The 21,950-nt window shown below is 71.5% G+C and carries 16 protein-coding genes; 6 read left to right on the top strand and 10 right to left on the bottom strand.

Features of this window, described 5'->3' with window-relative positions:
- From ACZ5OX_RS12370 to ACZ5OX_RS12360, 3 genes are all read right to left on the bottom strand, one after another.
- Positions 1–732: a TetR/AcrR family transcriptional regulator gene (locus ACZ5OX_RS12370; RefSeq protein ID WP_465629843.1), complete on the bottom strand. Its 732-nt coding sequence runs from the start codon at positions 730–732 to the stop codon at positions 1–3.
- Between the two features lie 141 nt (positions 733–873).
- Positions 874–1,482, bottom strand: coding sequence for a RipA family octameric membrane protein (locus tag ACZ5OX_RS12365; RefSeq protein ID WP_465629842.1), 609 nt, complete (start codon positions 1,480–1,482; stop codon positions 874–876).
- Positions 1,479–2,795: a hypothetical protein gene (locus ACZ5OX_RS12360; protein ID WP_465629841.1), complete on the bottom strand. Its 1,317-nt coding sequence runs from the start codon at positions 2,793–2,795 to the stop codon at positions 1,479–1,481. Before ACZ5OX_RS12360 ends, ACZ5OX_RS12365 begins: the two co-directional genes overlap by 4 nt.
- A 235-nt stretch (positions 2,796–3,030) precedes the next feature.
- Here ACZ5OX_RS12360 and ACZ5OX_RS12355 point away from each other — a divergent pair, with 235 nt between their 5' ends.
- Complete coding sequence (locus ACZ5OX_RS12355; protein WP_402399100.1) at positions 3,031–3,939, top strand: UTP--glucose-1-phosphate uridylyltransferase; 909 nt, start codon at positions 3,031–3,033, stop codon at positions 3,937–3,939.
- Positions 3,940–4,025: 86 nt separating this feature from the next.
- Here the strand turns inward: ACZ5OX_RS12355 and ACZ5OX_RS12350 are convergent, their stop codons facing one another.
- Positions 4,026–4,793, bottom strand: a complete 768-nt coding sequence (locus tag ACZ5OX_RS12350; protein ID WP_465629840.1) for a hypothetical protein — start codon at positions 4,791–4,793, stop codon at positions 4,026–4,028.
- 229 nt (positions 4,794–5,022) lie between these two features.
- Between ACZ5OX_RS12350 and ACZ5OX_RS12345 the strand changes: the two genes are divergently transcribed.
- From ACZ5OX_RS12345 to ACZ5OX_RS12330, 4 genes are all read left to right on the top strand, one after another.
- Positions 5,023–5,280, top strand: a complete 258-nt coding sequence (locus tag ACZ5OX_RS12345) for a ricin-type beta-trefoil lectin domain protein (protein WP_465630131.1) — start codon at positions 5,023–5,025, stop codon at positions 5,278–5,280.
- Positions 5,281–5,378: 98 nt separating this feature from the next.
- Positions 5,379–5,582 (top strand): hypothetical protein, encoded by a 204-nt coding sequence (locus tag ACZ5OX_RS12340; RefSeq protein WP_465629839.1) that lies wholly within the window; start codon positions 5,379–5,381, stop codon positions 5,580–5,582.
- A 99-nt stretch (positions 5,583–5,681) separates the two neighbouring features.
- Entirely contained in the window at positions 5,682–6,500 is an 819-nt protein-coding gene (locus ACZ5OX_RS12335) for a glycerophosphodiester phosphodiesterase (protein WP_465629838.1), read from the top strand.
- Positions 6,497–7,945, top strand: a complete 1,449-nt coding sequence (locus ACZ5OX_RS12330; RefSeq protein ID WP_465629837.1) for an MFS transporter — start codon at positions 6,497–6,499, stop codon at positions 7,943–7,945. The genes ACZ5OX_RS12335 and ACZ5OX_RS12330 overlap by 4 nt, the downstream gene beginning before the upstream one ends.
- Positions 7,946–8,074: 129 nt before the next feature.
- On the opposite strand, the gene ACZ5OX_RS12325 is transcribed toward ACZ5OX_RS12330, so the two are convergent.
- From ACZ5OX_RS12325 to ACZ5OX_RS12300, 6 genes are all read right to left on the bottom strand, one after another.
- Complete coding sequence (locus ACZ5OX_RS12325; protein WP_465629836.1) at positions 8,075–9,913, bottom strand: DUF8189 domain-containing protein; 1,839 nt, start codon at positions 9,911–9,913, stop codon at positions 8,075–8,077.
- A gap of 107 nt (positions 9,914–10,020) precedes the next feature.
- Positions 10,021–11,661 (bottom strand): trypsin-like serine protease, encoded by a 1,641-nt coding sequence (locus ACZ5OX_RS12320; protein ID WP_465629835.1) that lies wholly within the window; start codon positions 11,659–11,661, stop codon positions 10,021–10,023.
- 157 nt (positions 11,662–11,818) lie between these two features.
- Positions 11,819–13,564: a trypsin-like serine protease gene (locus ACZ5OX_RS12315; RefSeq protein WP_465629834.1), complete on the bottom strand. Its 1,746-nt coding sequence runs from the start codon at positions 13,562–13,564 to the stop codon at positions 11,819–11,821.
- A 95-nt stretch (positions 13,565–13,659) separates the two neighbouring features.
- Positions 13,660–15,234 (bottom strand): trypsin-like serine protease, encoded by a 1,575-nt coding sequence (locus ACZ5OX_RS12310; protein ID WP_465629833.1) that lies wholly within the window; start codon positions 15,232–15,234, stop codon positions 13,660–13,662.
- A gap of 94 nt (positions 15,235–15,328) precedes the next feature.
- The gene (locus tag ACZ5OX_RS12305) at positions 15,329–16,876 is read right to left on the bottom strand and encodes a trypsin-like serine protease (protein WP_465629832.1); all 1,548 of its coding nucleotides are present in this window, start codon (positions 16,874–16,876) and stop codon (positions 15,329–15,331) included.
- Positions 16,877–17,234: 358 nt separating this feature from the next.
- A complete protein-coding gene (locus ACZ5OX_RS12300) occupies positions 17,235–17,738 on the bottom strand; it encodes a hypothetical protein (protein ID WP_465629831.1) in 504 nt (167 codons plus the stop codon).
- Positions 17,739–18,135: 397 nt separating this feature from the next.
- On the opposite strand from ACZ5OX_RS12300, the gene ACZ5OX_RS12295 reads away from it, so the two are divergent.
- Positions 18,136–21,762 (top strand): CdiA C-terminal domain-containing protein, encoded by a 3,627-nt coding sequence (locus ACZ5OX_RS12295; RefSeq protein WP_465629830.1) that lies wholly within the window; start codon positions 18,136–18,138, stop codon positions 21,760–21,762.
- Positions 21,763–21,950: the final 188 nt, after the last annotated feature.

Genomic DNA, 21,950 nt, shown 5'->3' with positions numbered 1-21,950 from the left:
CTACGCTCCGGCGAGGGTCGGCGGCCGGTAGTCCGCCCCCAGGCCCATCCGGTCCATCAGGTCCCGCATCAGCATCTCGAACATCGGCTCCTGGTCGACGATCAGGGGCGCGAAGTGCGCGAACACCTCCAGCGCCACCTGGCCGTAGATCGAACGCCAGCTGGAGAGCATCACGACCACCGCGCCGAGCGGCATCTCCACCCCGGTCGCCGCGCGGTACGCCGCCATCTGCTGCCGCAGCAGCGGCTCCAGTTCGTCGTCGGCCGGCACCGGGTAGGGGCGGGCGTTCCAGAGCTGCACGAACACCGGGCCCCAGACCTCGGAGAGCCGGCGGACCCAGTCGCTGCTCATGTCCGTCTGGGCGCCCGCCGCCGTGGCCGTCGGCGTGCCGAACAGCAGGTTGAACTCCTCGCGATGGGCGAGCGCCCACTGGCGGAAGACCCGGGTGGGGGCGATCAGCCGGGCCGCGAAGTCGGTCTCGGCCTGCGCGTCGACCGCGGCCTGGAGTTCCAGCGCGAGGTCGGCGACGATGTCGCGGGCGGCGTGCCGGACGATGTCCGCCAGGTTCTCGAAGTGCCGGTAGAGCGCCGCGGGGGTCACCTGCACCCGCCGGGCGATCTCGGCGAGACTCAGGGCCTCCACCCCGCGCGCCGCGATGATGTCCCGTGCGACGGCCCGCACGTCCTCCGACATCTGGAGACGGAGTCGGTCGCGTCGCGTCAGCGTGTTCATCTTCCCGCTCTTCCCAGGCCCCGACGATCGCACGTTCGAATGCGTCGTATCCTACCGACCACCGGATCTGACCCGGCGTCGGGGCGGTACCGATGTCGGGGCCAGGCATGTCGCGGCGCTGCCCGTCCCCCTGTCCCACCGTCAGGCCAGGCTCACCGCCACGGCACCGGCGGTGAGGTAGAAGAGCAGGAACAGCACCGGGATCCACAGCTCCACCAGCGTGAGCGGGAGGTACCTCCGGATCGTCTTGCCGTCCCCGAGCTCCACCCACTCGGCATCGTACGCGCGCGCCGGAAGCCGCTGCTCCAGTGCGTTGATCACCCGGTACTTGGCCCGGTTGAGCTGCCGGTAGGACGCGATCAGCAGGAACCAGGCCGCGCACTGCCCCACCGCCACCAGGCCGACCACCACCAGCCCCCAGGTCGGCAGCCCCTCCAGCGCGCCGCCCCGGACCGCGCCGACCCCGGCCAGCAGGGCGGCGTTGACGGTCAGGAAGAAGGTGTTGGTCAGGCTGCGGCGGGCGCTGACCCGGTCCGCCATCTCCACGTACAGCTTGTACTGCTCCAGGACGGCCGCCTGGTACTTCTCGCCCGCCTCGTACTCCCGCGCGCCGACCAGGCTGTTCCACAGCCTCGCGTCGAGCGGGGTCGGTGGGTTCGACGGGGCGGCCGGCGGAGTGGCCGACGGGGTGGGCGGCGCGCCGGTCGGCGGGGCGGGCGGCGGGACGGAGGGTGCCTGGCCGGGGCTCACCACGCGGGCACCTCCGCCACCGACCCGCCCTGCGGCGGCAGTTCGCCCTCGACCTCGCGCACCCGGATGTCGACCCGGCCCGGCTTGGTCCGCGAGGGGCCGACCTCCTCGACGTCGACCAGGACCCGTCGGCCCTCCGCCAACCTGCCCGCCTCCAGCTCCTCGCGGAGCGCGGGCAGCATGCGCCGCGCGTGCAGCAGCGCCAGCGTGGGCAGCTCGGGGTGGTCGTCCAACCTCACCAGGACGAAGGACTCGTTGACGACGGTGACGGTGGCCCCCTGCCGCTCCCCCGGCCGCGGGTAGTCCTCCAGCGACAGGGCCTGCAGCGGAACGGCCGGGAAGGCGGCGGAGGTTCCGGCCGGCGGGTTCGCGGCACCGATCTCGATCCGCTGGCGCGCCCGGTCGATCCACCGGATCACCACCTGCACCTCGTCGTTCTCCTTCAGCCCCGCCGCCTCGTGCGCCCGCATCCGGGAGCGGCCGCCCCCGGGCAGCTCGACCCAGACGCCCGCGTTGTTCACCTGGTAGACCCGCGCGGTGAACACGGCGCCGCGCTGGTAGGTCCGCTCCCAGCCGTCCCAGGGGTCCTCGCCCTCCTGCTGGGTGAAGACCAGCACGTTGTCCCGGTACACGAAGAAGCCGGGGTAGTCCCGACCGACGTGGAAGCGCTGCGACATGTGGTCCGGGATGGTCTCGTGGTAGCCGATGTCGCGCTTGTGCATCTCGGCGATCCGGCGCGGGTTGCGGAGGTCACGGACCCGGATGTGGTCCTCGCTGACCTCCTCCACCCTGGCTCTGGCGCGCTGGCGGTCCTCCGGCGTGTACGGCCGCAGGTCCATCTCCGGCGCGCGGGGCTGCCGGCGCAGGGCCTCGATCTCCGCCTGCAGGCTCCTGCGCAGCTCGAACAGGCCCCGCACGCTCCACTCGTACCACACCACCCGGAACTGTCCCAGGGCGTTGCTGGGCACCTGGGCGCCCTTGTGCGCGATCACCACCAGCCGCTTGCGCAGGCACAGCGCCCAGGCCAGCTCCATGGCCACGGACGTCGACGGGACGGAGAGGTCGGCGACCACGATCCCGGCCCGGTCGATCCCGGCCCAGGCTACGTCCATCGCACTCTCGGTGGTGCCGGGGACCTTGTCGGCGCGCTCGGCGCGCAGGTCCCAGTTCCTGATCCAGTCCTCGAAGTGGCCCTCGTACAGGTCGTCGAAGTTCTCCGTCCTGCCGTTCGGCAACTCCTTGTCCTCGTACGGCATCGCGAAGAAGACCATGTCCTCCTCGACCGACCCCTGTCGCCGCAGATCCAGTGTCAACTTCCCCTCCGGCTTCCCTGATGGCTCGTTACAAAGTAACGGGTGTTTACACCTTGGAGCAGGGGCGGCGCAACGCGGAGGGCTGGACTCCGGTGCGGTGCGACGCCCTACGGCCGCCGCGGGGCCAACTCCCGTACACCGCCGGTCGACTCGACACCACGTCGGCTCTTGGTAGCGTCGGCGGTGCCGCCGCGTCACCCCGGCGCAGCTCCACCGCCGAACGAGAGGGCGTCACATGGCCCCCAGGACGATCCGCCGAGCCGTCATCCCCGCCGCGGGCCTCGGCTCCCGCCTCCTGCCGCTGACCAAGGCCACACCGAAGGAGATGCTGCCGGTCGGCGACAAGCCGGTGATCGAGCACACCGTGCGTGAGCTGGTCGAGAGCGGCATCACCGACATCACCATCGTCGTGAACGGCGACAAGGGCCTGATCCAGGAGCACTTCCGCCCCAACCCCGTCCTGGTCGAGCAGCTGCGCCGGGACGGCAAGGCGGCCTTCGCCGCGGCGGTCGAGGAGGTCGGCGAGCTGTCCCGCAAGGGCCACATCAGCTACCTCTACCAGCACGGTCCGTACGGCAACGGCACCCCGGTGCTGAACGCCGCCCGCCACTTCGGCGACGAGCCCTGCCTGGTGCTCTGGCCCGACGACGTCTTCGTGGCGGAGGTCCCCCGCGCACAGCAGCTGATCCGGGCGTACGAGCAGACCAACGCGCCGGTGCTCGCGCTGATGCCGATGGCTCCCGAGGATTCCTACCGCTACGGCGTGCCGGTGGTGAAGGAGGACCTGGGCGGCGGCTCACTGCGGATCACCGGCCTGGTCGAGAAGCCGAAGCCGGCCGACGCGCCCTCCTCGTACGCGGCGATCGGCGGCTACGTGATCACCCCCGGCATCGTCGACGAACTGCGCGAACTCACCCTCCGGTGGCACGAGAAGCCCGAGGACGAGGTCTACCTGACCGACGCCATCAACGCCTACGCGGCCCGGCGGGCGGTGTACGGGCAGGTCATCGCCGGCACCTGGTACGACACCGGCAACCCCGCCGCCTACCTGCGCGCCCAGTTCGCCGCCGCGCTGGCCAACCCCGAGTACGGGCCCGAGCTGCGCCGGCTCGCCGCGGAGCTCTCCCCGGCGGCCGCCCGGTAGGGCCCGGGGCACGACCGTCGGCGCGCTGACAGGACAGCGGGGCCGCCACCGTGGTGGTGGCGGCCCCGCTCCGGTGGTGCGCGGTGTCACGAATAGAATCGGACGCGGACGATGAGGGCGTCGTCCGGCAGTTCGCGGAGGTACCGGTCCGCGAAGTCGAAGTACGCGTCGGCGGCGATCGGCTGCTGCGGCGTGGGGGTGTACTCGAAGCAGTCGGTCCACCGGCCGTCGAGGGTGACCAGGACGTTCGTGGTCCGGACCCGTACGGCGGCTCGGTGCGCGTACTGCTCGCGGCTCTCGCCGAAGCGCCAGACGGGATCCGAGTCCCTGGTCCATGTCGGGGCGTTCGGGTCGGACTGCCGCCAGGCGACAAGAGCGCGCATGAGCGGTTGTTCCCTGAACGCCTGATAGGGCGAGCCGTCGGCGGGGGGAGCCGACGGGCCGCGTTCGGACATCGCCCGAAGGGAGCGCGCGGGCGGGAACCGCGCGGCGAACGCCGACCAGTCGTCCCACTCCCGGGCAGCGGCGACGGCTGCGGCCGTGCGCTCGGTGTCGAGGTCGAGGAGGCCTCGAGGTCCGCCGTCGCACCGGTGCGCCGGCGGCGCCGGGCGCGGGGAGCCGTCCAGCCAGACGGGGCTGCGGATCAGTCGCGGGTCGCTCTCATGACCGGAGCGGACGGCCAGGCCGTGCTCACCGTCTCCCCCGTAGATGTGCCACCAGTCCCATTCGCCCTGCCAGCGGCCGTCCACCGGCTGGGCGTCGTGCGCGAAGGGGGCGAGGGCCTCGGTGAGGGCGGCCGTCACATCGTCGGCGGCCGTCCCGTCCAGGCAGACCGTGGCGATGTCCCTGGGCATGCTTTCTCCTTGTGCGGAAGGGGTGCTACAGCGGCCTGAGTGCGGATCAGGTCATCGGGCCGTCCGGCAGCGGACAGTCCCAGCAAACGGAACAAGGGCACCGTGCTGGATTCCGAGACAAGTGCCAGGACGTCGCGCGGCGGTGGAATCGGTGGCAAGATCCTCAACGGAGCCGGCATCCTCGGCGAGGTGACCACCCTCGTCCAGGGTATTCGGCTCCGACGGCACCCTGCGCACCGGCGGACGCTGCGTCGGCATCAAGGACAACGCCACCAACCTCGGCGCCCAGGTCGTCATCAGCGACTGCGTCGGGGCGACCGGCCAGGTCTGGACCCTCCGCGCCGACGGCAGCATCTACAACCCGAACGCCGACCGCTGCCTCGAACTCCCCAACTGGGCGGACGCCAACGGCACGGCCCTCGGCGTGTGGGAGTGCATCTCCGGCCACGCCAACCAGCGCTGGACGATGTTCCCAAACAACGTCTGACGTTCGTAGCAGCATCCCCTCGACCGTGACGGGGCCCGCGGCGCAGCCTTGCGCCGCGGGCCCCGTCCGCGTCTCCCCGGCTCCGCCGGCGCGGCCGGGTGCGGGCGGGCGAGCAGCGGCGCGGCCTGGACTCGAGCGGGCCGGCGGCTGCGACGGACGGTGGACGGGTCGCCGGACGCCGGGACGAGCGCCACCCGAAGCTGCTCCGCCAGGTGCTCGACGCGGCCGAGCGCACCGATGCCCGACCCGTCGAGCGGGAGCGGTTCCCGTACGGGCCGGGCGAGGTGATCGTTACTGCTTGACAGGGTGCGTAATACTGTAACGCGCTGGCACCGGTACGCCCCCGGGATCCCGGCCCGCGGGCCGCCCCGGATCCCTCTCCCCGCAGCTCGGAGCACCACATGCACCCCTTCCTCGACCACCCCGGGCCGCTCGCCTTCGCACATCGGGGCGGTGACCTCGGGCGCCCCGAGAACTCGCTCGCCGCCTTCGAGGCCGCCGTCGCGCTCGGGTACCGCTACCTGGAGACGGACGTGCACGCGACGGCCGACGGTGTGCTGGTGGCCTTCCACGACTCGCGCCTCGACCGGGTCACCGACCGCACCGGAACGGTGGCGGAGCTGCCCTGGGAGGACGTCAGGCGGGCCCGGATCGGCGGGACCGAGCCGGTGCCGCTGCTGGAGGACCTGCTCGGCGCGTTCCCGGAGGCCCGGTTCAACATCGACGTCAAGGCGGCGCCGGCCGTCGGCCCGCTGGTCGAGGCGATCCGCCGGACCGACGCCTGGGACCGGGTCTGCGTCGGCGGCTTCTCCGACACCCGGCTGGCCGCCGTCCGCGCCGCCGCCGGCCCCCGGCTGGCCACCTCGCTCGGCCCGCGCGAGGTGGCCCGGCTGCGGCTGCGCTCGCTGGCGGAATCGTTCCTGCAGCCGTTCCTGTCCCAGCGCCCCGGAGCGCCGTTCGCCGGGCTGTGCGCCCAGGTGCCGGAGCGGCACCGGGGCGTGCGGGTCGTCGACCGGGCCTTCGTCCGCACCGCCCACCGGCTCGGCCTCCAGGTGCACGTCTGGACTGTGGACGATCCCACACGGATCAGGGCTCTCCTCGACCTGGGTGTGGATGGCATCATGGCCGATCGCATCGACGTCCTGCGGGACGTCCTCGGCGAGCGCGGCTGCTGGACGGACGGCAGTACCGGCTCCAGCACGGTGATGGGAACCCCATGAGCACCACGAACTCGGCGACGCCCCTGCCGGACGACCCACCGACCGACCCGGCCACGGCTGCCGCTGCCAGCGCTGCCACCACTGCCACCACTGCCACCGACGACGGACGGTCCCTGCGCCGGATGCAGTTCGGCTGGTACGTCAACGACTGGGCCAACGCCGCCTTCTCGGCCACCGTCCTGACGGTGTTCCTCGGCCCGTACCTGACCTCCGTCGCCAAGGACGCCGCCGACGCGGCCGGCAACGTGCACCCGCTCGGCCTGACGATCCGCGCAGGATCGTTCTTCCCGTACACGGTCTCGTTCTCCGTGCTGCTCTCGGTCGCCGTGATGCTGCTGACCGGCACCCTCGCCGACCGCACCGGGCGGCACAAGGAGCTGATGTGCGGCTTCGCGTACCTCGGCTCGCTCGCCACGATGGGGATGTTCTTCCTCCAGGGCGACCGCTACCTGCTCGGCGGCGCGCTGCTCGTCGTCGCCAACATCTCGTACGCGGTCTCGGTCGCGCTCTCCTACGCCTACCTGCCCGGCCTGGCCTCCCCCGACGAGCGGGACAAGGTCTCCTCCAAGGGCTGGGCCTACGGCTACGCGGGCGGCGGACTGCTGCTGATCGCCAACCTGGCGCTGTTCCAGGGCCACGACGCGTTCGGCCTGGACTCCGGCACCGCCGTCCGGATCTGCCTCGCCTCGGCCGGCCTGTGGTGGGCGCTGTTCACCATCGTCCCCCTGCTCCGGCTTCCCTCCCGCGCCGGCGTCGCCCCGGTCGTGGCCACGGCGACGGCGACCGAGGACGGCAAGCCCACCGCCGGCAGCCTGCGCGAACTCGCCCGCACCCTGCGCGGCATGCGCGAGCACCCGCTCACCCTGCTCTACCTCGCCGCCTTCCTCTGCTACAACGACGGCATCCAGACCGTCGTCTCCCAGGCCTCGCTCTACGGCAGCGAGGAACTCGGCATGGAGCAGACCTCGCTGGTCACCGCCGTACTCCTGGTCCAGGTCGTGGCGATCGGCGGCGCCCTGCTGCTCGGCCGGATAGCCCACCGCTACGGCGCCAAGCGGACCATCCTCGGCTCCCTGGTCGGCTGGGTCGTCACCCTCGCCCTCGGCTACTTCATGCCCGCCCACCAGCCCGCCTGGTTCTACGTCCTGGCCTGCATGATCGGCCTGGTCCTCGGCGGCAGCCAGGCCCTCTCCCGCTCCCTCTTCTCCCACCTCATCCCGCCCGGCCGGGAAGCCGAGTACTTCAGCTTCTACAAGGTCAGCGACCGCGGCACCAGCTGGATGGGGCCGCTCGTCTTCGGCCTCGCCTACCAGCTCACCGGCAGCTACCGCTCGGCGATCATCTCCCTGCTGGTCTTCTTCGTCATCGGCTTCGCCGTGCTGCTCAAGGTGCCGGTCCGCCGCGCCATCGAGGCCGTCGGCAACCCGGTGCCCGAGCGGCTCTGACGGTCCGAACGCCTCTGACGGTCCGAACGCCTCTGACGGCTCGCGCGGCGCCCCCTGAAAACGAGCCGGGCCCGGCTGCTCCCCCGACGGATCGGAGGAGCGGCCGGGCCCGTGCCGTGCACGGCCTCGTCAGCCGGTGATCATGGTCTTGCCGCCGATCGTCTTCCAGCCGCCCCAGGTCTGGCCCGGGCCGGCCTTGTACGACGCGTAGTTCAGGGCGCCGTCGTCCCGGCCGGTGGCGAAGAGGTTCATGACTCCGGCCGTGGCGTTGGACGTCGCGGCCGGGAACCGGCCGGCGGTGAACTTCCAGTCCCCCATGGAGGTCCAGGGCCGCCACGGCTTGCCGTCGGGCACCCACTCCGTGCGGGCGAGGATGCCGCCGCCGTCGACCGCGAACAGCTCGAAGCCGCCGGTCGCGGGGTCGAAGACGGCCGTCGGCGAGCCGGCGAACTGCTTGCCCGGGATCTCGTACCAGCCGCTCCACTCGCCCATGCCCGGCGTGAAGTAGGAGTGCGCGACCACCCCGTTGTCCTTGGTGGCGAAGACCTCCGCGGTCCTGGTCACCGGGTTGTAGGCGGCGGTCGGGCTGCCGGTGAACTTCACCTCGGAGTGCAGCGTGCTCCAGCCGCGCCAGGGCTTGCCGTCGGGCAGCCAGTAGGTCTGGGACAGCACGCCGTCGCCGCCGATCACGAACAGCTCGATGCCGCCGGTGGCGGGGTTGTAGACGGCGGTCGGGCTGCTCGCGAACTGCCAGTCGTTGATGTCGTACCAGCCGCTCCACGCCGTCATGCCCGGCGTGTAGTACGAGTGCGCGACCACCCCGTTGGCCCTGGTGGCGAAGACCTCCGCGGTCTTCGTCGCCGGGTTGTAGACGGCGGTGGGGCTGCCGGTGAACTTCCGGTCGGGGGTGGGCTTGAGGTCCTGGGCGTACCACTCGCGCCAGCCCTTGCCGTCCGGCATCCAGTACGTCTGGCTGAGCACACCGTCGGTGCCGACGGCGAACAGCTCGGTGCCGCCGGTGGCGGGGTTGTACAGCGCGGCGGGGACGCTCGCGAACTCCCAGTTGCCGGCGACCTGCTCCCAACCGCTCCAGGTCGTGCCGTCCGCGCTGGAGGAGGACACCACGTGGCGGTTGCCGTCGACGGCGAAGACCGTCGTGATCTTCCGGACCGGGTCGTAGACCGAGCTGCGGGCCGGCGGGTTGGCGGTGACGCTCTCCCACCAGCCGTCGCGGACCTGCTGGATCCACCCGCCGAGGTCGTCGACGCGCGTGTCGTACGCGCCGGTGCGGGTCTCGGTGGCGGGCACGCCCAGGCAGCCGCCCTGCCAGGAGCGGGAGGCGACGGCGACCAGCTCGGCAGCCCTGCCATTGACCTCGCGGATCGCCGGGGCGCCGGTGTCGCCCTTGCAGATCGCCGCGCCACCCGTGCCGGTGGTGCCGATGCCCGTCGCGCTCACGGTGTCGAGGCTGAAGGAGCCAGTGTGCAGCTTGGCCGGGACCCACTCGTCCTTGGTCCGGCCGTACCCTGGCACCCGCAGCGTCTCCCCGGCACTGGGGGTGGTGGTGGCGACCGCGACCGGGGCGACGCCGTTGACGGGCGCGGCAAGGCGGGCTAGCACCAGGTCGCGGTCCTGACGCGGCGCCAGTTCGGCGATCTCCACCGACCTGTCGCCGACGGTGGCGATGGTCTTCCACTTCGGCGCGCCGGCCGCCGGCGCCTGCGGTTGCGCCGGGTCGTCCGAGAAGCATGACGCGGCGGTCAGCACCCAGTAGCGGTCCACCAGCGCACCCGTGCAGGCACGCACGTTGTCACCGATCACCAGGCGCGCGGTGAAGGCGTAGGAGCCGTCGGCGGCCGCATCGCCGACCACGGCACCGGCCGGGGAGAAACTGCTCAGCGTGCCGGCGGTCGCGGCAGCGACCAGCACACCGGCCCGCCAGGAACGGGGCTGGGACTTGCGAGACATGAGGGTTCTCCTGAAACGTTCGGAACTGACGGCGCCCCGCGAGTACGCGGGGCGCCGCTCGGTTTCACCGGCGGCAGGGGCGCCCGGCGCGCCGACTGCTGCTCTTGCTAGAGGGAGCTGGTGATCACGGTTCCGGTGTGGTTGCCGGGGATCGCGGTGAGGTTGAGGTCCGCGGGGGCGCTCCAGCCGCCGTCGGCGTGGCGGGCGGTGAGGAGGACCTTGTTGTCGTTCGTGGTGACGGCGAACACGGCGTCGGTGTCGACGGTGGCGGCGCTGATGCCGGTACCGGTGACGTTCCCGACGACGCTGCCGAGCGACCTGACCGGCTGCCAACTGCCGCTGGCGTAGCGCATGGTGTGGTACTGGCCGTCGCTCGCGATCAGGGCGAGGTTGAGGTCGTCGTTCTGCCGGGTGACGGCAACCGCGCTCACCGGCGCGGTGGCGCCGGCGGCCTCGGCGACCGAGCCCCAGCGGGACCAGCTTCCGGAGGCGAAACGGGCCGTGTGGTAGACCTTCCCGCCCGACACGGCGGCGATGTGCAGTTCCCCGCCGGCAGCGCCGGCGGCGGAGATGGACGTGATCCCGGTGAGCGGACCGGTCGCGTCGGTGACGAGCTTGAACGACGTCCACTGCCCGTTCGCGGAGCGGACGTTGTGGAACAGGTAGCCGTCCGCGACGACGACCACGTGCAGGTCACCACCGACCGAGGCGATGGTCACCTGGGTGATCTTGCCGAGGTCGGACACCGTCGTGTTCAGGTCGACGAACTTCTGGCCCCAGCCGCCGTCGAGGTTGTGCACGGCGTAGTGCAGGTGCCCGTCACCACCGAGCGCGACGACATGGGTGTCACCGTTGATGCCGACCGAGGACGCGGCCCGCACACCGCCGATGTTCCCGGCCACGGCCTGGACGTCCTCGTACGGGGTCCACGAACCGTCGTACAGCCGGGACGCGAAGAACAGGTTCGCGTCGCTGCGCACCAGCGCCTGGGTCTTCCAGCCCACGGCCGTCGCGCGGACCTGCTGGACCCAGCCGGCGACGTCGTCGGTGCGGGAGTTGACGGCGCCGGTGCGGGTCTCGGTGGTGGGCACGCCCAGGCAGCCGCCCTGCCAGGAGCGGGAGGCGACGGCGACCAGCTCGGCCTTGCCGTTGACCTCGCGGAGCACCGGGGCGCCGGTGTCGCCCTTGCAGATCGCCGCACCGCCGGTGCCGGTGGTGGCGACGGTGGTCGCGCTCACCGAGTCAAGGCTGAACACGCCGGTGTGCAGCTTCAGCGGCGCCCACTCGTCCTTGGTCCGCCCGTACGCGGGCACCCGCAGAGTCTGCCCGGCGGCGGGCGCGGCGGTGGCGACCGGCAGCGTGGCGACGCCGTCGACGGGCGTGGCCAGACGGGCCATCACCAGGTCACGGTCGGCGCGCGGCACCAGAGCGGAGACCTCCGCCGACTTGCCGCCGACGGTCACGGTCGTCTTCCACTTCGGCGCACCCGCCGCCAGCGCCTGCGGCTGCGCCGGGTCGTCGGCGAAGCAGGAGGCGGCGGTGAGCACCCAGTTGCGGTCCACCAGCGCGCCGGTGCAGGCCCGCACGTTGTCGCCCATCGCCAGGCGTGCGGTGAAGGCGTAGGAGCCGTCGGCGGCCGCATCGCCCACCACGGCGCCGGCCGGGGAGAAGGTGCTCAGCGTGCCGGCGGTCGCGGCCGCGACCAGCACACCGGTCCGCCAGGAACGGGACGGGGTCTTGCGGGACATGGGAGAGGTCTCCTTGGGAGGTTCGAAAGAGCGGCACCCGCGCGAGTCGGGGGTGCGGATGAGGTTCACCGGCGGTGGTGCTCCGGTCGACGCCGGCGCCGACCGGGTATGGGCCGCCCTGTGCGTGGCAGGGCGGCCCGCCCAGGCCCGCCGCGGGTCAGGGGGCGGAGGGGCCGCCGTGGAAGCGGACCCAGCCCGGCCCCAGTGGATCGACGGACCACAGGGTGTTGTTGACGTCCCGCACGTAGGTGACCGGGTGCCCGGTGGCCGGGTCGAGGACGGTCTGCGGGACGGTGTCCGCGGCCATCGCGGTCTGGGCCGGGGTGAGGACGAACTCGGTCCGCTTACCGGTGGACAGGTCGATCGAGTTCAGCTTGTTGTCCGGCCCGTTGACGTACACCACGGTCCGCTTGCCGGCTTCGTCGGCGAACGCGACCGGGTCGGTGGCGGCCAGCGAGCCGAAGTCGCGCCAGCCCGGGCCGAAGGGGTCGACGGACCACAGGTGGTGGGCGGTGTCGCGGATGAAGGTGGTGAAGTGCCCGGTGGCGGGGTCGACGACGGTCGAGGGGACGGCGTCCGGGGCCATCGCCGTGCCGGAGGTGGTCAGGACGAACTCGACCCGGCCCGCTCCGCGCCGGTCGATGGAGTTCAGCCGGTTGTCCGGCCCGTTGACGTAGACCACGATGTGGCCGTCGTTCGGGTTGACCACCGGAACGGGGTCGGTGGCGGCCAGCGGGCCGAAGTCGTACCAGCCCTCGCCCTGCGGGTCGACGGACCACAGGTGGTGGACGGTGTCCCGGACGAAGGTGACCAGGTGCCCTGTGGCCGGGTCCACGACCGTGCGCGGCACGGCGTCGGGGGCCAGCACCGTCCCGGCGGGGGTCGGGATGAACGCGGTCCACCGGCCGCTGGTGCGGTCGTGCGACCAGAGCTTGTTGTCCGGCCCGTTGACGTACACCATCACGTGGCCGTCGGCCGGGTTGGCGATCGCGGTGGGGCGGCCGGCGGCGTAGGCGCCCAGGTCGAGCCAGCCCTCGCTCCGGGGGTCGACCGACCACAGGTGGTTCCTGCTGTCCTGCACGAAGGTCAGCGGATGGCCGGTGGCGGGGTCGATCACCGTGGACGGCGAGGCCGTCACCACGGTCCCCGAGGGGGTGGAGTGCCTGGTCCTGGTGATCCACGTGCCGACGTCGTCGACCCGGGTGGCGTACGCGCCGGTGCGGGTCTCGGAGGCGGGCATGCCCAGGCAGCCACCCTGCCAGGAGCGGGAGGCGACGGCGACCAGCTCGGGCCTGCCGTCGACCTCCCGGACGGCCGGAGCGCCGGTGTCGCCCTTGCAGACGGCCGCGCCGCCCGTGCCCGTGATGCCGACGCCGGTCGCGCTCGTGGTGTCGAGGCTGAACGCGCCGGTGTGCGGCTTGTTCGGCACCCACTCGTCCTTGGTCCGCCCGAAACCGGGGACCCGCAGCGTCTGCCCGGCCGCCGGCTCCGAGGTGCCGACCATGAGCGGCGCGACACCCTCGATGGGCGTGGCGAGGCGGGCCATCACCAGGTCACGGTCCTGACGCGGCGCCAGTTCGACCACCTGGACCGAGTTGGAGCCGACGGTGGCGGTGGTCTTCCACTTCGGCGCGCCGGCCGCCAGGGCCTGCGGCTGCGCCGGGTCGTCGGCGAAGCAGGAGGCGGCGCTGATCACCCAGTACTGGTCGATCAGCGCGCCGGTGCAGGCACGCTGGTTGTCGCCGATCGCCAGGCGGGCGGTGAAGGCGTAGGAGCCGTCGGCGGCCGGGTCGCCGACCACGGCACCGGCCGGGGAGAAGGTGCTCAGTGTGCCGGCGACGGCGGCCGAGACGGCTGCCAGCATGCCCGCCTGCCAGGAGCGGGACGGGGTCTTGCGGGACATGAGGATTCCTCTTCGAGTCAGTAAGGAGCAGCCCGCGGGAGCGGCCGGCATCGTGTCGGCATGCCCCCGCGGGGAACGGCGGGTTGGGCCCGGGATCAGCTGGTGGTGGCGGTGATGGACTGGATGCCCTTGCTGGCGACGGCGTAGAAGGTGGTCCAGCTGCCGTCGGCCTTCTTGTCGGCGGTCCAGATCTGGTCGTCGGTGCCGATGGCGAACAGGCGGACGGTGTCGCCGATGGTGGTGGTGGCCACCTGCTTGGCGCCGCGGACGCCGGGGACCGGGTCGAAGGTGGTCCAGGGGCCGCCGTTGGTGCTGTCGGTGGTCCAGATCAGGCTGTCGCCGCCGACGGCGAACACGCGCACGGTGTTGCCGATGGTGGTGGCGGCGATGTGCTGGATGCCGGTGCTGGGGAGGGCCTCGAAGGTGGTCCACGTGCCGGCGGTGTAGTCGCCGGTGGTGGTCCAGATCTTGTTGTCGCCGCCGATCGCGAACAGGCGCACCGTGTTGCCGACGGCGACGGCCGTCACCTGCTTGATGCCGGTGCTGGGCATCTCCACGAACGGGGTCCAGGTTCCGGCGGTGTAGTCGCCGGTCGCGGTCCAGATCTTGTCGTCGCCGCCGATCGCGAACAGGCGGACCTTGTCGCCCATGGCGACGGCGGTCACCTGCTTGACGCCGTTGGTGTTGGGCACGAGGCCGAACGGGGTCCAGACCCCGGTGGCGGCGTCCCTGGCCGCGGTGCGGATCCGCCCGTCGGTGTCGGCCGCGAACAGGCGGACCTTGTCGCCCATCGTGACGACACTGGCCTGACGGATGCCGCCGCTCGCGGGAACGGCCTCGAAGGTGCCCCACACGTTCGTGGCGTACGAGCCGTCGTTCATCCAGATCTGGTTGTCGCCGCCGACCGCGAACAGCCGGCTGCCCGCACGGGACGCCTTCACCTGCTGCACCCAGCCGCCGAGGTCGTCGACCCGGGAGCTGGAGGCGCCGGTGCGGGTCTCCGTGGCCGGGGTGCCCAGGCAGCCACCCTGCCACGAGCGGGACGCGACGGCGACCAGCTCGGCCTTGCCGTTCACCTCACGAATCGCCGGGGCACCGGTGTCGCCCTTGCAGATCGCCGCACCACCCGTACCGGTGATGCCGATGCCGGTCGCGCTCACCGAGTCGAGGCTGAACACGCCGGTGTGGAGCTTGCTCGGCACCCACTCGTCCTTGGTCCGGCCGAAACCGGGCACCCGCAGCGCCTGCCCGGCCGTCGGAGCCGTGGTCGCCAGCGACAGCGGAGCGACACCCTCGACGGGAGTGGCCAGGCGGGCCATCACCAGATCGCGGTCCTGACGCGGCACCAACTCGGCCACCTGGACCGACGTGGCACCCACCGTGACGGTCGTCTTCCACTTCGGCGCACCCGCCGCGAGCGCCTGCGGCTGCGCCGGGTCGTCGGAGAAGCACGACGCCGCGGTCAGCACCCAACTGCGGTCCACCAGCGCGCCGGTGCAGGCACGCAGGTTGTCACCGATCACCAGGCGCGCGGTGAAGGCGTAGGTACCGTCGGCGGCCGCGTCGCCCACCACGGCGTGGGCCGAGGGGATCGAAAGGGTGGCCAGCACGCCGGAGGCCGCGGCGGCCACCAACGCGCCCGCTCGCCGGGAACGGAACTTGTCGGACATCAGGATTCCCCCCTGGGGTTGTACGTGACGGTGACGTCCCGCCGGACCGGCGGCCGGGCGGCGACCGGTCCGGCGGGACGTGAGGCGGGCTTGGTCAGCCCGTGGTGGTGGCGGTGATGGCCTTGGCACCGGTGGCGCCGCCGGGGACCTCGCCCCACGGGGTCCACTTGCCGGCGTTGTAGTCGGCGTCGCGGCTGTAGACCTTGTCGTCCTCGTTGACGGCGACGACATGGACGACGTTGCCCTCGGCGCTGCTGGAGATGGCCTTCAGCTTGTTGTCGCTGACCTTCTGCCACTGCTGGTCCCAGCGGCCGAGGTCGTAGTGGCCGTAGGTGGTGAACAGGTCGCCGGCGCCGCCGATGATCTGCAGGTCGACGGTGTAGCCGCGGGCGGCGGCGGTGATGCCCTGAACGCCGACGGCGCCGCCGGGGAGCTCACCCCACGGCGTCCACTGGCCGTTGGTCAGCTGGTCGCGGGTGTAGACGCGGCTGTCCTCGTTGACCGCGAAGACGTGGACCACGTTGTCGGGGGTGGTGGCGCTGGTGATGGCCTTCAGGTTGTTGGTACCGGCCTGCTCCCAGTTCCTCGCCCAGGCGCCGGCGGTGTAGTCGGCGGAGGTGCTGTAGAGGGAGCCGTCGGAGCCGATGATCTGCAGGCTGACGGTGTTGCCGCGGGCCGTGGCGGTGATCGCCTTGGCGCCGCCGGCGCCGCCGGGCACCTCGCCCCACGGGGTCCACGCGCCGCCGACCTTGCCGTCGTGGGTGTAGACCTTGCCGTCGGAGCCGACGGCGAAGACGTGCACGGTGTCGCCGATGGCGACGCTGTCCACGGCGGTCAGCGAGCCGCTGCTGACGGGCGACCAGCTGCGGAGCCAGTCGCCGGCCTTGTAGTCGGCGACGGTGTCCCACAGCCTGCTGTTGATGTCGATGATCTGCACGTGCAGGCCGGACTTGACCTCCGCCGTGCGGTAGCGCAGGTCCTTCACCCAGTCGCCGAGGTCGTCGACACGGGAGCTGGAGGCGCCGGTACGGGTCTCGGAGGCAGGGGTGCCCAGGCAACCGCCCTGCCACGAACGGGACGCGACGGCCACCACCTCGGCCTTCCCGTTCACCTCACGCACCACCGGGGCACCGGTGTCACCCTTGCAGACCGCCGCACCACCGGTGCCGGTGATGCCGACAGCCGTCGCACTCACGGTGTCGAGCGAGAAGACCCCGGTGTGGAGCTTGCTCGGCACCCACTCGTCCTTGGTCCGGCCGAAACCGGACACCCGCAGCGTCTGCCCGGCCGTCGGGGCCGTGGCCGTCAGCGACATCGGAGCGACCCCGTCCACCGGAGTGGACAGCCGGGCCATCACCAGGTCACGATCCTGACGCGGCACCAACTCGACCACCTCGGCCGGCTTCGCACCCACGGTGACGGTCGACTTCCACTTCGGCGTACCCGCCGCCAGCGCCTGCGGCTGCGCCGGATCGTCGGCGAAGCAGGAGGCGGCGGTGAGCACCCAGTAGCGGTCCACCAGCGCACCCGTGCAGCCACGCAGGTTGTCACCGATGACGATCCGGGCGGTGGCGATATAGGAAGCGTCGGCGACTGCGTCACCAACTACCGCGTGAGCTTGTGAGATTGGGAACGCTGACATCAGGAATGCGGCAGCAGTCATGCCGACCGCCACTCGAGGGTGTGTGGCCCTAAGAATCATGAGTCGAATCCTCAAATGGGAGCATACGATCTGGAGGCCGTCGGGAAGAATTCCGCCTCCGGGCGGCCGAACGGATCCCGGGCGACGTTCGGACGGTGACGAGCGTCACTTTGCCGTCGACCGGAAACCCCTGGCGGTCCACTGGCAGAGACGGAAAAATCCGTCCACAACCAGCTCTGACCGAAGCCGTGTTGGCGCACGGGTCAGAAAGGTCCGAACCACCTCACGCCAGGGGTCTGGCCTTCTTTCGACCAACCACCTCTACGGGAAGCGGATTTCCGCAGACAACACGACGGCCTCAGCCGGCAACACGCAGCTCCACGAGCGTGGACCTGGCGCCTCCGACCGTGCCCTCGCCGACGCTCTTGTAGCCGCCCTGGGCCAAGCTGACGGTCTGGGTGGCGCCGGCGGCGGTGAGGTCCGCGCTGATGGGGCGGTCCGCGGCCTCCAGGGCGAAGACCCGGGTCATCTCCAGGGTCAGGTAGGCGTCCGGGCCGGTCGCCCGGAAGCAGGCGTCGCCATTGCGGCTGTAGACCTTGATCTGGGGAGTCGCCGGGTCACAGTCGACCATCATGAGACGGCCGTTGCCCTTGATGAGCTTGATCCCCGTTGCCTGCAGGATCTCCGCGGCACCCGGGTAGGTGAAGTCCTCGACCGCGGTCGGCGGCAGCTCCTCACCGGCAGTGACAGCGGCAGCGGAAGCCGTGGAGGCCGACGCCGACGCGAGCGTCGGCACCGCGACCGCGGCGAGAAGCGCACCGGATGCGGACGCCAGGAGAATCCGACGGAGACGGTGAGTCACGACAAGTCCTTTCAGGCCGGCCCCGGGCCGTGCCATGGATCGATGCGGTTCGGCAATGGCCCGGTAGAGGCCATGTGCCGTCACGGCAAAGTACTGGATTCGAATGATGCTTCGTCAACCCCTCTCTGATTTCCGTGCCTTGAAGTCGAATGGTTCGCGTAGACGAAAGCTGGTTTGTATCTATACACATGGAGATGAGGTAAGCGCCCGAATTGTCCTAGACCTTTTCTCAAACATGCTTCGGCGTCAATCAAACGACTGGCTAATTGTCATGACGTCGTGTTAGAGATCCTCCTTGTCGCCGAGATCCGGCGTCGCGGCACACGGCCGTCACACCGACACGATGGGTGTTACCTTGACGCAGAGAACACGCGTGAGGAACCGAGCAGGGCAGGGGGTGCGCGCAACACGGGCACTGTGCCTGTCCTTGCTCTCATCCGCTCTCATTGCCGGGGTTGTCTCCTCACCGCCCCGGGCATTCGCGGACGGCGGCGTGCCGTCCGCTGTTGACACAGGAACGTTCCCCCTGACGGACCGGGGCCGGACGGTCCAGCTCTGGATGGATGGGGGACCCGGCGTCCGGGCTGCCGCCGAGGTCGCGCTGACGGGTACCGATGACGATGTGCGGCGGTTCCTGTCGCAAGCACCCGCGGAGGAGTACCAGGACAACAGGGTCTACGTCGCGCAGATCGCCACGGCCGGAGGCGCCGGCCTGCAGGATGCCGCCCGACAGGCCCTCAGTGGCACCCCGGATCAGCTGAAGTCGTTCCTGAAGGAGGGCTGGAAGGCCCCGCTTCTCCAGGATCAGCGGGTGCGCGTCGCGCAGATCATCAGTACCGGTGGGCCTGGGGTTCAGGAGGCCGGTCGCGCCGCACTGAACGGCACACCTGACAACGTCAAGCTGTTCCTGGAAGCGGGCCAGTACGACGAGCAGGAGAACGACGAGCGGGTCCAGGTCTCGCAGATCATGAGCGTCGGCGGACCTTCGGTGGTGGCGGCGGGCAGGATCGCCCTCAGCGGCACCGCGGACGACGTCCACGAGTTCATCGAGGTCGGCCAGCACATCGCGCGCAACCGCGACCAGGAGACCCTGACGGTCGCCCAACTGGCCGCCCTGGCCAAGTCTGCCGGCGTCCAGGCGGCCGCCCAGAAGGAAGCCGCCAAGGAGGCCTCCGCCCGCGCCGTGTTCATCGCCCAGCAGGCGAAGGAGGCGGCTGCGAACGCCGCCCGCGAGACGGAGCAGGCGAAGAACGACTCCCAACGCGCGGCTGCCGCCACCGAGAACGCGGCCAGGGCCGCAGAGCAGGCCGCCGCTGCCGCCCAGCAGGCGGTCGGCGCAGCCCGCGCGGCGAACACCTCGGCCAAGGTGGCGGCGAACGCCGCCGCCCAGGCCGCCTCCGCCGCCGCCGGAGCTGCTCGAGCGGCCTCCCGGGCCCAGTCCGCGGCAGCCGGAGCGGCCGGCGACGCGTCCCAGGCGAGTGTGGCCCGTCAGGCTGCGACTGACGCCCGCACCGCGGCCGACGGGGCCGACGAAGCCGCCGACGCCGCCGAGCAGGCCGGCTTCGCGGCGAACGCCGCAGGCGAGGCCGCCAAGAGCGCCGCGAGCGCCGGTCAGAACGCGGGCGCGGCAGCCGACGCGGCGGATCAGGCGAACGGCTACGCGGCTCAGGCCGGAGTGCAGTCCAAGTCGGCGGCCCAGGCCGCGGCCATCACCCGACGTCACGCGCAGGAGGCCACTCGGGCAGCCAACGCGGCCCAGGCCCTCGCCGCGAAGTCCGCGGCTGCGGCCAACGAGGCGCGTGACGCCGCTCGTTCGGCCGCCCTGCACGCGCGCGCGGCCGCCAAGGAGGCGGACGACGCTGCCGCCCACGCCGGAGAAGCCGCCAACGCGGCAGCACAGGCGACCAGCCACGCGAACTCCGCGCGGGAACTCGCCAACGAGGCCACTGCCGCCGTCGCCAAGGCCCAGGCCACACACACGCTCACGCAGCAGATCGAGGCCGAGGGTCTGACCGCCCGGACCAACGCCAGTGTCGAGAAGGCGAAGGATCTGAAGTGGCAGGAGGACCAGCGCAACGCCAAGCTGGCCGCCGCGGCCCAGCAGGTCAAGGACATCGCGGCACAGGCCCGTGGCCTGATAGCCGACGCTTCGCGTCCGGATGCCAACACGACGGACATCGCCGCCAAGGGCCGGAAGGTCGCGGTCCTGACCCTCAAGTCGGGCGGTGCCTGGAGCCGGACCGCGGCCGGCTTGGCGCTGTCCGGCGATGACACGGCGGTCGTGGACTACGTCCGCACCGGGTGGACGTCCGCGACTCAGCAGGATGAGCGCCAGGAGGTCCAGCGTCTGGCCGCCACGACGCGTTCTGACGCGATCGCCACCGCCGCCCGCAGCACACTGGCCACGAACGACCCCGCGAAGGTGACGGAGTTCCTGACGAGCGGCCAGTACCAGTCGGCCGTCCAGGACCTCCGCGTGCACATCGCGAAGATCATTTCCATCGGCGGTCCGGGCGTGCAGGAAGCCGGCCGGGCGGCTCTGGACTCGGGATCCGTCGACAAGTACCGGGAGTTCATCTCCACCGGACAGCACGAGGCGGCCTACCAGGACGACCGCGTCCGCGCCGCTCAGCTCATCGACAGCGGCACGCCCGAAGTCGCCGCCACAGCCCGGATCTCGCTCATGAGCCCGATCCGCACGCTGCGCTCGTACATCCAGTTCGGCCAGTACCAGGCCCAGCGCGAGGACGAGCTGGCGGCCACGCACGCCGCGCAGATCGAGCAGGTGATCGCGGAGGCCTCCACCGTGGCCGCCACGGCTCAGAAGGACGCCGCGGAGGCGGCACAGGCCGCAGCGACCGCGAGGAACGCGTCCGGCGAGGCCGACGTGTACCGTCAGCAGGCCCAGGCCTCCGCTGCCCAGGCCCAGGTGTACTCCACCCAGGCGGCCCAATCCGCCAAGTCGGCCGAAGCGTCCTCGGTGAAGGCCGCCCAGTCCGCCAAGACCGCGCGGAAGGCCGAGTCCGAAGCCGTCTCCGCGGTGAACCGTGCGATCAACTCGGCTGCCAGCGCCCAGTATTCGGCGAACTGGGCCAACGAGTCCGCGAGCACCGCCCGCACCGCGGCCATGAGCGCCTGGAACTCCGCGGTCAACGCGCACGAGGACGCGAAGGCCGCTGACGCGGCGTACCGGGACACCTTCGCCAGGGCCGTCGAGCTCCAGAAGCAGGACATGGCCAACTGGCTGAGGGAGCAGGAGGACCTCCGCAAGGCGGCGGCCGAGGCCCAGGCGGGCCAGCCTCAGGAGAAGAAGGACGACAGCTGGATCCCGGGCTGGCTCTCCGGGACCATCGACTCGGCCTGGAACACCGCCAAGCCCTTCTTCAACAAGGACATCTGGATCGGGGCGGGCGAGACCGTCCTGGGCGGAGTCATGATCGGAGCCGGCGCGAGCGAGGACTTCGCGGGTGGCGTCGCCTGTCTCAGCGGGGTCGGCTGCCTGGTCGGTGCCCCGGCCATCGTCATGGGCACCACGCTCATCGTCGGCGGCATCGGCGTCGGGGTGGACGGGGCCAACCGCTTCGGCAACGGCATCAAGACCGCTCTGAGGGAGGCCCAGGAGGGCGGGTCCGCCTCTCGCGGGGCCTCCCACCCCATCGACGAGTCCGCGAAGCCCTTCAGCCCGCAGGAGCGGAAGATCGCCGATCTCCTCTCGGGAGAAGGCCGCCATGTCAAGTCCGTACTGGAATCCAAGGTGGACGGGGTGAAGACCGCCGACGCCATCGTCGATGGCGTTCCCACGGAGTTCAAGAGCCTCAATCCTGGCCCCCAGGCCAGTACGGTCAGGAACCAGATCAACGACGCCAAGAATCAGGCCTTGAATGTGATCATCGACGGGCGAGGCGCCGGCCTGACCGAGGCCCAAGCCCGCGAAGGCATCGATCTCTTCTTCAAGAAGAACCGGCCGGACAGGATGAACCACATTCGCATCCTCGGTGACGGTTTCGAGGTCACCTACCCCTAGCCCGGAGCCGCCGGAATTCGCCGATGCGAATCTTCGACAGTTTCCGGAAATCATTACGCCCTTAGCGCCAGCGGGGGGGGGGGGGGGGGGGGGGGGGGGGGGGGGGGGGGGGGGGGGGGGGGGGGGGGGGGGGGGGGGAGGGAGGGGGGGGGGGGGGGGGGGGAGGGGGGGGGCGGGTGGGGGGCGGG

It is taken from the genome of Kitasatospora sp. NPDC032121 (assembly GCF_055580145.1).
The sequence above is the reverse complement of the archived record's forward strand: the minus strand, read 5'-3'. Positions and strand labels throughout refer to the sequence as shown.